This is a genomic window from Paraglaciecola sp. 20A4, from assembly GCF_011378905.1.
Classification (GTDB): domain Bacteria; phylum Pseudomonadota; class Gammaproteobacteria; order Enterobacterales; family Alteromonadaceae; genus Paraglaciecola.
Map to the genome: position 1 here is coordinate 124,624 of NZ_WTPY01000007.1, position 14,512 is coordinate 139,135.

Below are 14,512 nucleotides of genomic sequence, written 5' to 3' on the forward strand. Positions count from 1 at the left end.
CATGACAACTAAGTTTTTCATTGGCGGGGCTATTGCGATTGGCGTATTGAGCGCCTGTAGTTCTTTAGAAGAGCGACAAATCGCTAGCGGTAATTTTGAATATACCAAGCAGCAACCCGGCAAGGATATTCAAGTACCCGCCGATGTTGACCGCCCTAATTTTAGTCAGGCTTATAAGCTTCCTGCGCTAGATAAAGACGCTCCTCGCAGTTTTATAGGCAAAAAGCTTAAGGTGATATCACCTGCTTTAGTATTGCCTTTAGTCACGGGCTCGCATGTGGACGATGGCAGTAAAGATGCTAAAGTTAATTTTGATCAAGTGGATGATAGTCAACCACTCGACACAACAATTTGGAACTCTTTGCTTAGCTACCTTGAAGAACAAGGGATTGGCATTGAGTCTTTTGATAAGGATAAGCAACGTCTGGTAACTGATTGGGTTGTCGCCAAAGAAGTATTGGATGATCATTGGTACAGCTGGACAAGCGTTGAACGTGATACCAGTCAACGTTTCGAGTTTGATCTAGAAATGAAAACTCACGGGCGAACTGCAACGCTTAACGTCCACTTGGTTGACTATGAAGAACGTCAAGGTAATAAAGTTATTGCTGAAAAATCGGATGTCGATGGGCGAGCTAAAGAAGTCGACATTCTAAATAAAGTTATCGGACACTACGAGTATCAAATTCGGGTTGCCGATGCTAAGCGGGTACGTGAAATTCGCCGTGGAATGCAATTAACGATTGGTATTGATGAAGAAGACGCACCAGCGTTTATTATTGATAGCAACTACAACACTGCTTGGCCTCGCGTATTATTAGTCCTACGTAAACTGGGTTTTGACGTAAAAGATTACGATAAATCTAATGGTTTATTGTTTGTTAAATATAACGGCACTGAAAGTGGTTGGTGGGATTCAATATGGTCAAACGATGCCAATGCCTTACCGCTGGAAAAACAGGAATATCGCTTTAGAGTTGAAGAGGTCGGTGAGAAAACGTCATTGACCGTTCTCGATAATGAAAGCACGCCGTTTACGCAAGAAAAACTATCTAGTTTATATGACGTTTTTGCTCGTGTAATGGCTGACGACAACTTAGACATTTAACCTTTATCGCATATTTTGAAAGAGCACCGCAAGGGTGCTTTTTCATTTTGTAGACAACCCTTTTCTAAGGACAATCTTGTATGAGCTTCGCTGACCAAGTGCTTGCTGTTAATGATAATCTACCTATTCGCACAAATTTACCGGTACATAGTGGAAAAGTTCGCTCTGTTTACTGGTTAACCGAAGAAGATAGCTATCGCCTCATTGAGCAACATAACTACCCTGTACCGAAAGATACACCGTTAGCGATAATGTTAATCAGTGACCGTATTTCTGCATTTGACTGTATTTGGCATGGCGAAGAGGGAATGAAAGGTGTGCCTGGTAAAGGTGCTGCATTAAACGCAATATCTAATCATTGGTTCGGCTTATTTAAAGAGCAAGGTTTAGCGGATAGCCATATTTTAGATATTCCTCATCCATTAGTGTGGATAGTACAAAAAGCGCGGCCAGTCATGATTGAAGCTATTTGCCGTCAATATATTACGGGTTCAATGTGGCGCGCCTATGAAAAAGGCGAACGTGAATTCTGTGGCATTCGCCTAGAAAATGGCTTAAGCAAAGACAGTAAGCTCGAAAATGTGTTGATTACACCTTCAACCAAAGGTGTGCTAAAAGGTATTGATGGTGTGCCTGAAGCAGATGATGTAAACGTTGCCCGAACTGATATTGTAAAAAACTACAGTGCCTTTAATTTTAACGCAGTCACCGACATCGATTTATACGAAAAGTTACTCACCGATGGTTTCGCTGTTATCAGTGAAGCGTTAGAAAAATTAGGGCAGATTTTTGTAGATACTAAATTTGAATTTGGCTATGTAAAAGATGTGAACGGCGACGATAAATTAATATATATGGACGAAGTCGGTACGCCAGACTCTTCGCGTATTTGGGATGAAGCGCAATATAAGCAAGGAAAAATAGTTGAGAATTCTAAAGAAGGCTTTAGACAACTACTGCTCAATCATTTCCCTGATGCTGATATTCTACTTAACAAAGAGCGCATGGCAGAACGGCAGGCTTTAGCAAGAGATAATGCCCTTCCGGTGAGTGTCTTGATGGATATCTCGGCTACTTACACCCAAATAGCTGAAAAAATAACTGGCCGTAAAATTATTTTAAGCGAGAATCCCAAAGCAGAAGTAATTGATGTATTACGCAGCCGTTACCAGTTAATTGATTAGGTAATCCACCATTTTCGATTAGTCATTCTCGGTGTCGTCATAAAGTAAGTTGACGGTTTAAGCCAGCATTCTAGCTGGCTTTTTTGTTAATTGATGTGGCCACAAATACCGCGTTGCTCCAAGAACTTAATAACATCTTTGGTCACCGTAAACTTCATGTCGTGAACGTGTTATTTTTGCTGTAAATGTGCTAATTTCCTGCTCTTAAAATATATTTTCTAACATAATAATTACAATAATGAGCCATCTTTTATGTGCGGTATTACCGGTCTTTTTCGTTTAAACGCTTCTTCTAACCTTTCTGCCATTTTAAAAAACATGAACACAACATTGGTCCACCGGGGGCCAGATGATAATGGGGTTTGGGTAGAAGAGCCGGGTATTGGTTTAGGTCACACCCGTTTGGCGATACAAGATGTTAGTCTTTCTGGCCATCAACCTATGTCATCTTCCTGTGGGCGCTATGTGATGGTGTTCAATGGAGAGGTGTATAACTTTGAAGAGATACGTAAAGAGTTAACACAGCAGCGATTTAGAGGGCATTCAGACAGTGAAGTGGTGCTGTGCGCTATCGCGCAATTTGGCTTGGCAGAAGCTTTACGCAAATTTAACGGTATGTTTGCCCTAGCGGTATGGGACAAGCAAGAGCTGACCTTATCTTTAGCCCGTGATCGGGTGGGTAAGAAGCCACTTTATTTCGGTCGTAGCGCCGGCTATTTTTGCTTTGCATCAGAGCTGAAAGCGCTTAAAGCGATCCCCGGTTTCAAGCCCGAGTTAGATATGCAAGCGCTCGGACAATATATGCGCTTTAACTATATCCCTGCACCATATTCTATCTATAAAGGGATATACAAACTGGAGCCTGGGAGTTTTATCACGTTGCGTGTTGATGCCCTCAACAGCGAACCAGATTTACTGGCTCAATGTCACAAGTATTGGTCTGCCCTTGATGTCGCAGCTTACAATTTCAATCATCCTTATGGTGGTACGCTGGGCGAAGCCCAAGCACACTTGACAGGTTTATTAGAAGATTCAACCAGATTACGCATGATATCTGATGTGCCTTTCGGCGTGTTACTGTCTGGCGGCGTTGACTCAAGTTTAGTAGCGGCGATGATGCAAAAGCAATCATCTCGTCCAGTAAATAGCTTCTCGATTGGCTTTAGTAATAGTGATAAAGACGAAGCGCATATTGCAAAATCTATCGCCGGTTACTTAGGAACATCTCATAACGAGCTCTATGTTAGCGGCCAAGATGCGCTTGATTTAGTGCCTGATATTGCCCAGCATTATGATGAGCCTTTTGCCGATTCATCGCAAATCCCAACGTTTATCGTTTCGAAACTGGCGCGTAGCAAAGTAACCGTAGCATTAAGTGGTGATGGTGGTGATGAATTGTTTTACGGATATAACCGCTATTTTAGAAATATTAATAACTGGCAAACCAGTCAAAAAATACCTGATACATTGAAACGCCTGGTTTCTAGCCAATTATATAAATTAGGCAGCAAACAAAAGCTTGGATTGACTGCCAACAAATATGCCAATGAAATAGGTGCTATGACAGTGCTCGATATGTATATGAGCCGTATTTGTAAATGGGTCGCACCGGAGAGTTTAATGCGTAACCCTCATGTGCCTGTGCAACATAAATTGCAGCAAGTTAATGCATTGTCTTTGCCTCACCCAGAACAGTATTTAATGCTCTATGATTATTTAACCTACTTGTGTGATGACATTTTGGTTAAGACTGACCGTGCGAGTATGGCCAATAGCTTAGAGCTGCGAAGCCCACTATTGGATCACCGCATAACTGAGTTCGCTTGGTCGTTACCGATGTCTATGAAGTTTCAAGAAAATAAGGGTAAACACATCCTCAGACAAATTTTGGACGCACATATTCCTAATGCGTTAACCAATCATCCCAAACATGGTTTTGGCTCTCCCGTACGTGATTGGTTGAATGGCCCATTGAACGATTGGGCTGAAGATTTGCTCGCCAGAGATAAATTGGATCAACAGGGTCTTTTTGATAGTGAAAAAGTCGCAACTCTATGGCATGACTTCAAATATAAAAAGAAAAAGTACCATACTCAGTTGTGGAATATGTTGATGTTCCAATCTTGGTACCAGAGTCAATAACGTATCGATTAATCCTGGTTAACATCTAAGCATTTGGTAGAAATTCTAACTGCCTAAATGCTTAAGACTTGTAAGCCCATTTAATAAAATGTACGCATTGTTCTTTCGTATTTGGGCTTGCAGCTTACGTAGCCTACAAAATCCTCTAACCGAACTGATGTCCGTTACGTTGGCTCTTGTTATCGCCATCTAGAAGAGCAGGGGAGTCCGATACAAATTTGCTAGATGAATTCTGAAATGGCAAGTATTTAATGGAATTGGTATTAATGGAACTGATATTAATGGGAGAGGGTTTTGGTTGCTTGATAGGGTTACGTATTATCTTGTTTTACGGTATTTAAATGTAATTCAAATTAGAGGGCATGAAATAGAAAATCGCTAGGCTTTGATTGTTATATCACCTAACGGTTTACAACAGCAGGCCAGAATTTCGCCATCATCGATATAGGCAAGGGGATCAAGCAAGTATTCCACATGGCCTTCTATTAGCTCAGTGCGACATGCGCCGCAAAAGCCCTCTTTACAGTGGTACTCTTTAGCAATGTTGTTATTGAGTAAGCAATCGAGAAGATTGTTGTGAGCAAACGATAAGGTTTGCTCACAAGGTATGTCTGAGTCGTATTTAACAACCGTGACTTTTTTGCACACTACAACTCGAACTCGTCGAAGTCGTTGCTACCCACCTCAGAGTCAATTTGACCAACAAGGTACGAGCTAATTTCAGATTCTTGTGGAGCGACCTGTACATTGTCTGAATTCAAATAGTTATTCATCCAAGGCAAAGGATTATTTTTAATGTCGAAAGGTTGGCCAAGACCAATAGCTGACATTCTATGGTTCGCAATAAACTCCACATATTGGCAAAGAATTTCTTTATTCAGCCCGATCATTGAGCCATTTTTGAATAAGTACCCAGCCCATTCTTTTTCTTGAGCAACGGCATCGAGAAATATATCTCTGGCTTGATCTCTGAACTCAAGGGCTATATCCGCCATCTCAGGATCATCTTTACCTTTTGCCCACAAATTCAAAATATGTTGGGTAGAGGTTAAGTGCAAATTTTCGTCGCGAGAGATTAGACGAATGATTTTGGAATTACCTTCCATTAACTCCCGCTCAGCAAAAGCAAAAGTACACGCAAATGAAACATAAAAACGTATTGCTTCGAGGGCGTTTACTGAGTTCATACATAAAAATAATTTAATTTTTAGGGTACGCATGGTCACTATGTGCTTTTCACCATGTATGGTATGAGTGCCTTCACCGAGTGTTTGCCAAAGCTGGGTGTAAAAAATCAAATCATCATAGTATTTAGATATATCAGCGGCGCGCTTTTTAATTTCCTCATTCTCTACAATGTCAGAGAAAATACTGCTTGGGTCGCCAAACAGATTACGTAAAATATGGGTGTACGAGCGAGAGTGAATCGTTTCAAAAAAAGACCATGTTTCAGTCCATGTCTCAAGCTCCGGGATAGAAATAATGGGCAAAAAAGCAATGTTCGGACTACGACCTTGAATTGAATCTAACAGAGTTTGATATTTCAAGTTAGAAATAAAAATATGCTTTTCAGAATCGCTTAGCTTTTGAAAATCAACCCTATCTTTACTCACATCAACTTCTTCTGGACGCCAAAAAAAGCTAATTTGCTTTTCGATCAATTTTTCAAAAATACTGTGCTTTTGTTGATCATAGCGAGCCACGTTGACCGGATTGCCAAAGAACATAGGCTCCAATAAAGGGTCGTTATTTTTTTGATTAAACGTCGTGTATTTCATGGGGGTAAATGGCCGTATTGAGTTGAATTTGCCCTTTTGTATTACGCAAAAGGGCTCACAAAGGATTAAATTTTACACGCACCGCCGGCGCAATCATCGTCTTCTTCGATAATGGCCTCTTGGGGAACAAACTTGGTTGATTTCAGTTCTTGCCCAGAGGTGTCTGATGCACCATCACGAGTGTTGTGGTAGTACAGGGTTTTAACACCGAGTTGATAAGCTGTTAGCAAGTCTTTTAACAACAGTTTCATTGGCACTTTTCCACCGTCGTATTTATTTGGATCGTAACTTGTATTAGCAGAAATGGTTTGATCAACAAATTTTTGCATAATACCAGTTAACTGTAAGTAACCATCGTTTGACGGTAGATCCCATAATAGTTCGTACTTGTCTTTCAAGCGCTCATATTCAGGTACCACTTGCTTCAACACGCCATCTTTACTCGATTTTACGCTAATATGGCCACGTGGTGGCTCTATGCCATTAGTCGCGTTTGAAATTTGTGATGATGTCTCAGACGGCATCAATGCTGACAATGTACTGTTACGTAGACCGTATTGCTTTATATCTGCGCGTAAGCTATCCCAATCATAATGTAGAGGTTCGCTACAGATTTTGTCTAAATCTTTCTTATAGGTGTCAATCGGCATTAAGCCTTGAGAGTAGGTGGTTTCGTTAAACTTCGGACAGGCACCTCTCTCTTTAGCCAAGTTACATGATGCGCGCATCAAATAATATTGCATGGCTTCAAACGTGCGATGAATAAGTGCATTTGCACTGCCATCAGAATATTTAACATTGTTTTTAGCCAAGTAATAAGCAAAGTTAATCACACCTATACCAAGGGTACGACGACCCATAGTGGCGTTATAAGCAGCAGGTACAGGGTAATCTTGATAATCGAGTAAATTATCTAATGCGCGAACCGCTAAATCAGCCATTTCTGCAAAGTCGTCAAGGCTCTCAATTGCCCCTAAATTAAAGGCGGACAAGGTACAAAGGGCTATCTCACCATTCTCGTCGTTAACGTGTTCTAACGGCTTAGTAGGCAGAGCAATTTCAAGACATAGATTGCTTTGACGTATAGGAGCAACTTTAGGATCAAAGGGACTATGCGTATTACAGTGATCAACATTTTGTAAGTAAATACGGCCTGTGCTCGCACGTTCTTGCATAAACAGGCTAAATAATTCTACTGCCTTAATTTGAGTTTTGCGGATACTCTCGTCTTGCTCATATTTAACGTAAAGTTCTTCAAACTTAGGTTGATCAGCAAAGAATGCGTCGTATAGTCCTGGCACATCAGATGGACTGAACAAACTAATATACTGGTCTTTAATCAAACGTTGGTACATCAACTTATTAAACTGCACGCCATAATCTAAATGTCGAACACGATTTTCTTCCACCCCACGGTTATTTTTCAATACCAGTAACGATTCAACTTCCATATGCCAAAGAGGGAAGAACAACGTTGCAGCACCACCGCGTACTCCGCCTTGCGAACAACTTTTAACAGCCGTTTGGAAATATTTATAAAAGGGTATACAACCTGTATGGAATGCTTCTCCACCGCGAATCGGGCTACCTAGAGCGCGAATACGTCCAGCATTCACACCAATACCAGCACGTTGACTCACATACTTAACGATGGCACTGGCTGTTGCATTAATTGAATCGAGGCTATCACCTGTTTCAATTAATACACACGAGCTGAACTGTCTGGTTGGTGTGCGTACTCCCGCCATAATAGGTGTGGGTAACGAGATTTTGAATTTCGACGTAGCATCATAGAAACGCTTGATGTAATCCATGCGGGTATCTTTTGGATAATCTGCAAACAAGCAAGCGGCCACTAATATATAAAGAAACTGCGCACTTTCATATATTTCACCGGTAACACGGTTTTGAACAAGATATTTACCTTCAAGCTGCTTCACTGCTGCATAACTGAAATCCATATCACGCCAATGATCGATATAATCGTCCATTTCATTAAACTCAGCTTCGCTGTAGTCGCTCAATAAATGCTTATCATATTTTTGCATTTCAACCATTTTCGAAACATGACTGAAAAGAGCAGGTGGCTCAAACTGGTCGTAAGCTTTTTTACGTAAATGAAATATGGCTAAGCGCGCTGCCAGGTATTGATAATCTGGGGCATCTGTAGAGATAAGATCTGCTGCTGAGCGGATTAAAGTTTCATGAATATCTGCCGTCTTGATACCGTCGTAGAACTGGATGTGCGCTTTAATTTCCACCTGAGAGACAGACACATTATTTAGACCTTTAGCAGCCCAAGTAATGACTTTGTGGATTTTTTCGAGGTCAATGCTTTCGCGCTCGCCAGTCCGCTTAGTAACGAAGAGATTGTTATTCATTTATACGCCGTTTTGATAATAGTTTTTACAAAATAATAGAAAGGATAATGTTCATCAATTCTGTGGAAATTATGCTTGACGAGAAGGGAAAGTTAAGATTCTTTATTTACTCTCACCGCCTTGTCGAGAAACACAAGATAGTGAGGTTTTGACACCTTTGCAACCCCACATCTGGTGCTTTTGTAGCCGCTTAAAAGCACAAAAAAATTATGTTAGTGGAGACTCACCTAACAACACTATTCGCTTTTCGTGTATAGGGAATGCAAGATCATTTTTAGAAATATTTTTTTATTAAACTTTTTTAATCAAAAAAGGCATTTTTTATAATTTCACGATATATAGTGTTGCAATGGTTGCAAAACCACTACATATCGTGTTTGGCGCTATAAGTGCTGGAGTAGCATTTGTGGATGATCTATATACAGATCGGCATTCCAGCTATGTGATTGGTGTTCAGGACCTATATAACCGTAGTTAGCGACTACACTGGTCATGTTTGCAGCTTTAGCTGCATCAATGTCACGTTTAGCGTCGCCGACATACCATATGTCTTGAGGAGCGACATCAATAATTTCGGCAGCGTAGGTCAGGGGCAACGGATGGGGTTTTCGTTTGGCTAATGTGTCGCCGCTAATCACGACCTTACAGGCATCAAATTCGGTAAAGTTGGGCAATAACAATTCCGTTAACCATTGTGGTTTGTTGGTAACAATACCCCAAGGAATATCAGCCTTATTTAGACCGTTTATGAGTGTTACTACGCCCGCAAAAGACACTGTATCGACGCATATTTTCTGTTCATAACGTGCCAGAAATTGGTTTTTTAAGGTGTCTATATCGTATTCAAGCAAACGGCTACCGAATCCAATTTCTAATAAACCTTGGGAGCCATCAGAAGCGATGTTGCGATATACCTCGTACTCGCAGGTCGGCTGATTGTACTGGTGCAATACCCAATTTAATGCGTTGCCCAAATCACGGGCGGTATCTAATAATGTGCCGTCTAAGTCGAATAAAATGCCTTGGGGTGTTCCCAGCATCTTATGCATCGCCTGTATGCTGACAATGGACTATATAATTAACGTCGACATTTTTATCAGACAAATAAAACTGTTGTGTCACTGGGCTTAAATGCAGTCCCGTCATATGTTTGCTTAAAAGCGGCGTCGCATCTATCCAATTCAACAACTCTGACGGCTTAATGAATTTGTCATGATGATGAGTGTGCTTAGGTACCAGCTTTAAAATATGTTCAGCACCGACAATCGCCATTAAGTAAGATTTGATATTCCGATTTAGTGTTGAAAAGAATACCGTTCCTCCAGGTTTAACTAATCGACTACATGCCTCGACGACTGAAGAAGGATCAGGTACATGCTCAAGCATTTCCATGCACGTGACGACGTCAAATTCTCCGGCATGCATTTCCGCGAACTCTTCTGCTGTCGATTGCTGATAGTCGATCGACAACGTAGAATCTAAGGCATGCAAACGCGCAACCTCAAGCGGCGCCTCACCCATATCAATGCCTGTTACATCAGCACCGGCCCTAGCCATGCTTTCGGCTAAAATACCGCCGCCACAGCCAACATCTATGACTTTTTTAGCGTTAAGCCCTTGAGTGCGCTGTACAATATAATCCGTTCTTAAAGGATTAATGGTATGTAAGGGTTTAAATTCTCCCTCTAGGTCCCACCAACGAGATGCCAAATCGGCAAATTTTTGTATTTCTTGATGGTCAACGTTTTGCACTGAGTTCATATTGGGGTCCAAAAATTCGAGTTTCGCTATTATAGCCAGCATGTATTAAAGCTGGCTAGCGCAATATATGCGGTTTTTTAGCGTCTTTGGCTACTATATGAGCGGATCCTATCTATTTATTTTTTGCGGTCAGTGATAGAATCCCAAGGCTCGATAGTACGAAATTCCAGAGTTAATCGTTGACTGTTATTTTGAGGCCTAGCTCAAATGCACTGACGCGGATTGTAAATTTTATGTCTAATTCTATTTCTAATAATAATGACTAGGGACAAGGCTGTATATGACTGAAAACGCCGGAGAAATTCTTCCTATTAATATTGAGGAAGAACTTAAAACCTCTTATCTCGATTATGCAATGAGTGTAATTGTAGGCAGAGCACTGCCTGATGTAAGAGATGGCTTGAAGCCCGTGCATCGCCGGGTTTTGTTCGCTATGAACGAGCTGAAAAATGATTTCAATAAACCTTATAAAAAATCGGCTCGTGTGGTCGGTGATGTTATAGGTAAATATCACCCACATGGAGACTCGGCGGTATACGATACGATCGTACGTATGGCCCAGCCGTTTTCTCTACGTTATATGTTGGTTGATGGTCAAGGTAACTTCGGTTCGGTTGATGGAGATTCAGCGGCGGCAATGCGTTACACCGAAATCCGCATGGCTAAAATCTCCCATGAGTTATTAGCGGATCTAGAAAAAGAAACTGTTAACTTCGTACCTAACTATGACGGTACTGAATTTATTCCTGAGGTATTACCGACCAAGGTACCTAATCTACTTATCAATGGTTCTTCTGGTATTGCCGTTGGTATGGCGACGAATATTCCACCGCATAACTTAACCGAAGTTGTGAACGGTTGTATCGCGTTAATCGATAAGCCTGAGCTTTCAATCGAAGAGTTGATGGAATATATCCCAGGCCCTGATTTCCCTACTGCTGCCTTTATTAGTGGTCGTAAGGGAATTGAAGAAGCCTATCGTACAGGTCGCGGTAAAATTTACATGCGCGCTCGTGCTGAAGTAGAGCGTGAAGACAATGGTAAAGAAACTATCATTGTTCATGAAATTCCTTATCAGGTTAACAAAGCGCGATTAATCGAAAAGATCGCTGAGCTGGTAAAAGAGAAAAAAATTGAAGGTATCTCTGCCCTGCGTGACGAGTCTGATAAAGACGGTATGCGTATCGTTGTTGAAGTTAAGCGCAACGAATCTGGTGAAGTACTGCTAAACCATCTGTATTCGCAAACACAAATGCAAACTGTGTTTGGGATCAACATGGTGGCGCTGGATAAAACCCAGCCGAAAATTTTCAACTTGCTAGAAATTTTGCAAGCATTCGTACTGCACCGCCGTGAAGTCGTTACACGCCGAACCGTTTTCGAACTGAAAAAAGCCCGTGAACGCGCACACATTCTTGAAGGTCTGGCGATTGCACTCGTTAACATAGATCCTATTATTGCCCTTATAAAAGCCTCGAAAAGTCCTTCAGAAGCAAAAATTGCTTTGACGGCGCAAGGCTGGCAGTTAGGTGATGTAGCCGAGATGCTTGAGCGTGCAGGTAATGATGCAGCTCGTCCAGATTGGCTAGAGCCAGAATATGGTATACGTGATGGTCTGTATTTCTTAACTGAACAACAGGCTCAAGCGATCCTTGATCTACGATTAAATAAATTAACGGGTCTTGAGCACGAAAAAATTCTCTCTGAGTACAAAGAGTTACTAGACGTTATTGCAGAGTTGCTACATATATTAGGTAGCGCCGAGCGTTTGATGGAAGTCATAAGAGAAGAGCTTGAGAAAATACGTGATGAATTTGGCGATGCTCGTCGAACTGAAATTACCGCGGCATCCCATGATATCGATATCGAAGATCTTATCGAACGTGAAGAAGTGGTCGTTACACTTTCCCGTGAAGGTTACGTTAAATACCAGAAACTAAACGATTACGAGTCTCAACGCCGTGGTGGTAAAGGTAAATCAGCGACTAAGATGAAAGAAGAAGATTTCATCGAAAAATTATTAGTTGCTAACACACACGATCATATTCTGTGCTTCTCAACCCGTGGCCGTTTATATTGGTTGAAGGTTTATCAATTGCCGTTGGCCAGTCGAAATGCCCGCGGTCGCCCAATTGTAAATATATTGCCGTTGGAAGCGAATGAACGTATTACTGCCATTTTGCCGATCAAAGAATTTGAAGAAGGCAAATACGTGTTAATGGCGACAGCAAACGGCACAGTGAAGAAAACAGCGTTAAGTCAATATTCTCGTCCACGGGCTAACGGTATTATTGCCGTTAACTTGAACGAAGGAGATGAACTAATCGGTGTAGATATCACCGACGGTAGCAGCGATATCATGCTGTTCTCTGACGCGGGTAAAGTCGTACGCTTTAATGAAAAAGCACGAGATTCAGAAACCGGAGCGGTGAAGCTTGATCCAGAAACAGGTGAAGAAATTTTAGCGCTTCGTCCTATGGGTCGTACGGCAACGGGTGTTCGTGGTATTCGTTTGAAAGATGACCAGAAAGTCGTGTCGTTGATTGTGCCTCAAGGTGATGGCGCAATATTAACTGCTACCGAAAACGGTTTCGGAAAACGTACCCCAGTTGAAGATTATCCTGCGAAGAGCCGTGCTACCCAAGGGGTAGTATCAATCAAGGTTTCTGAGCGTAACGGTAAAGTTGTTGGTGCAGTTCAGGTCAATGAAAGCGATGAAATTATGCTTATCAGCGACCAAGGTACGTTAGTTCGTACCCGTGTCGGTGAAGTATCTACTGTTGGTCGTAACACTCAAGGCGTACGTTTGATACGCACTGGCGTAGACGAACACGTTGTAGGCCTTCAGCGCATTGATGAAATTGAAGAGTTAGAAGAAGATTTAGAGGCGTTAGTCGAAGGTGACGAAGCAATCGAAATCGAAGCGACAGATGTGGATAACACCACGGATGAAGACCCTCAAAACGAAGAGTAAAGCCAGTAGATGATGAAGTAAGCTACGCGCTTATTTCATCTACCTATAGTTTTTTAAAACGAGCGGCTTAGCCGCTCTTTTTGTATCGGAAAAAGATAATGACCAAGGTTTATAATTTTTGCGCCGGACCGGCAATGTTACCCGAAGCTGTTATGCAGCAAGCTCAAAGCGAATTCATTAACTGGCAGAACCAAGGTTGTTCAGTGATGGAAATGAGTCACCGTAGTAAAGAATTTATTGCGCTGGCCGAAACTGCAGAGCAAGATTTACGCGACTTACTGTCAATTCCAGACAATTATAAAGTGTTGTTTACCCACGGTGGTGGCCGCGGTCAGTTTTCTGCGGTTCCTCTTAATTTATCAAATGAACATGACAGTGCTGATTATGTTGTCAGTGGTTCATGGTCGAAAAGTGCGGTTGATGAAGCGCAAAAATATCTTGATGTAAATGTGGCTGCGACCACGACTATTCAAGATGGGTTAGTGGTTATGCAATCACAAGCGAACTGGAAATTAAATCCAGATGCAGCTTATGTGCATTATTGCCCGAACGAAACAGTAGACGGTGTTGAAATTAATTGGATCCCCGAGACAGGCGATATTCCCCTCGTTGCAGATATGTCATCCAATATCCTATCTCAGCCGATTGACGTGAGTAAGTTCGGCGTTATCTACGCTGGTGCCCAAAAGAACATTGGTCCGTCAGGGTTGTCGGTCGTTATTGTCCGTGACGATTTATTGGAAAAAGCCAGAAGTGTAACGCCTTCAATTTTTGATTATACAGTTATTGCTAAACATGATTCTATGTACAATACCCCGCCGACTTTTGCTTGGTACCTCGCTGGATTAGTCTTTAAATGGTTAAAAGAGCAGGGCGGTGTTGAAGCCATGGCTGAGCGTAACTTAGCCAAGTCACAATTGTTGTATTCTTGTATAGATAACTCAGGTTTCTATACCAATAATGTTGCGCCAGAATATCGTTCACGCATGAACGTGACGTTCCATTTGCCTGGTACTGAATTAGACAAGCAATTTTTAGCAGAAGCAGAAATCGCTGGCTTAAAAGCCCTCAAAGGCCACCGTATTGTCGGTGGAATGCGAGCCAGCATTTATAACGCGATGCCAATTGAAGGCGTGCAAGCACTGGTTAACTTCATGCAAGATTTTGCTAAAAGGAATCGTTAA

10 protein-coding genes are annotated in these 14,512 nt (G+C 41.7%); 5 read left to right on the forward strand and 5 right to left on the reverse strand.

What is annotated here, in order from left to right:
- Position 1 precedes the first annotated feature (1 nt).
- The 3 genes from bamC (at position 2) to asnB (ending at position 4,434) form a co-directional block, all read left to right on the forward strand.
- Positions 2–1,108 (forward strand): outer membrane protein assembly factor BamC, encoded by a 1,107-nt coding sequence (bamC, locus tag GQS54_RS09935; protein WP_166423845.1) that lies wholly within the window; start codon positions 2–4, stop codon positions 1,106–1,108.
- An 80-nt stretch (positions 1,109–1,188) separates the two neighbouring features.
- On the forward strand, positions 1,189–2,292 hold the full coding sequence (locus GQS54_RS09940) for a phosphoribosylaminoimidazolesuccinocarboxamide synthase (protein ID WP_166423846.1): 1,104 nt from the start codon (positions 1,189–1,191) through the stop codon (positions 2,290–2,292).
- Positions 2,293–2,544: 252 nt separating this feature from the next.
- Complete coding sequence (gene asnB, locus GQS54_RS09945; protein WP_166423847.1) at positions 2,545–4,434, forward strand: asparagine synthase (glutamine-hydrolyzing); 1,890 nt, start codon at positions 2,545–2,547, stop codon at positions 4,432–4,434.
- 378 nt (positions 4,435–4,812) lie between these two features.
- Here asnB and yfaE read toward each other — a convergent pair whose 3' ends face one another.
- From yfaE to ubiG, 5 genes are all read right to left on the reverse strand, one after another.
- A complete protein-coding gene (gene yfaE, locus GQS54_RS09950) occupies positions 4,813–5,082 on the reverse strand; it encodes a class I ribonucleotide reductase maintenance protein YfaE (protein ID WP_166423848.1) in 270 nt (89 codons plus the stop codon).
- A complete protein-coding gene (nrdB, locus tag GQS54_RS09955) occupies positions 5,082–6,212 on the reverse strand; it encodes a class Ia ribonucleoside-diphosphate reductase subunit beta (protein ID WP_166423849.1) in 1,131 nt (376 codons plus the stop codon). Before nrdB ends, yfaE begins: the two co-directional genes overlap by 1 nt.
- Positions 6,213–6,277: 65 nt before the next feature.
- Positions 6,278–8,593 (reverse strand): class 1a ribonucleoside-diphosphate reductase subunit alpha, encoded by a 2,316-nt coding sequence (gene nrdA, locus GQS54_RS09960; protein WP_166423850.1) that lies wholly within the window; start codon positions 8,591–8,593, stop codon positions 6,278–6,280.
- A 383-nt stretch (positions 8,594–8,976) separates the two neighbouring features.
- A complete protein-coding gene (locus tag GQS54_RS09965) occupies positions 8,977–9,633 on the reverse strand; it encodes an HAD-IA family hydrolase (protein ID WP_205967701.1) in 657 nt (218 codons plus the stop codon).
- 1 nt (position 9,634) lies between these two features.
- Positions 9,635–10,354: a bifunctional 2-polyprenyl-6-hydroxyphenol methylase/3-demethylubiquinol 3-O-methyltransferase UbiG gene (gene ubiG, locus GQS54_RS09970; protein ID WP_166423852.1), complete on the reverse strand. Its 720-nt coding sequence runs from the start codon at positions 10,352–10,354 to the stop codon at positions 9,635–9,637.
- 280 nt (positions 10,355–10,634) lie between these two features.
- On the opposite strand from ubiG, the gene gyrA reads away from it, so the two are divergent.
- Together gyrA and serC are read left to right on the forward strand one after the other, a co-directional pair.
- Positions 10,635–13,328, forward strand: a complete 2,694-nt coding sequence (gene gyrA, locus GQS54_RS09975; RefSeq protein ID WP_166423853.1) for a DNA topoisomerase (ATP-hydrolyzing) subunit A — start codon at positions 10,635–10,637, stop codon at positions 13,326–13,328.
- 98 nt (positions 13,329–13,426) lie between these two features.
- A complete protein-coding gene (gene serC, locus GQS54_RS09980; RefSeq protein ID WP_166423854.1) occupies positions 13,427–14,512 on the forward strand; it encodes a 3-phosphoserine/phosphohydroxythreonine transaminase in 1,086 nt (361 codons plus the stop codon).

Bases quoted from the DNA above. Each gene is read 5' to 3' on its own strand.
- nrdA (WP_166423850.1), bottom strand. From the start codon at position 8,593: ATGAATAACAATCTCTTCGTTACTAAGCGGACTGGCGAGCGCGAAAGC.
- GQS54_RS09940 (WP_166423846.1), top strand. From the start codon at position 1,189: ATGAGCTTCGCTGACCAAGTGCTTGCTGTTAATGATAATCTACCTATT.
- gyrA (WP_166423853.1), top strand. From the start codon at position 10,635: ATGACTGAAAACGCCGGAGAAATTCTTCCTATTAATATTGAGGAAGAA.
- ubiG (WP_166423852.1), bottom strand. From the start codon at position 10,354: ATGAACTCAGTGCAAAACGTTGACCATCAAGAAATACAAAAATTTGCC.
- nrdB (WP_166423849.1), bottom strand. From the start codon at position 6,212: ATGAAATACACGACGTTTAATCAAAAAAATAACGACCCTTTATTGGAG.
- GQS54_RS09965 (WP_205967701.1), bottom strand. From the start codon at position 9,633: ATGCTGGGAACACCCCAAGGCATTTTATTCGACTTAGACGGCACATTA.
- asnB (WP_166423847.1), top strand. From the start codon at position 2,545: ATGTGCGGTATTACCGGTCTTTTTCGTTTAAACGCTTCTTCTAACCTT.
- bamC (WP_166423845.1), top strand. From the start codon at position 2: ATGACAACTAAGTTTTTCATTGGCGGGGCTATTGCGATTGGCGTATTG.
- serC (WP_166423854.1), top strand. From the start codon at position 13,427: ATGACCAAGGTTTATAATTTTTGCGCCGGACCGGCAATGTTACCCGAA.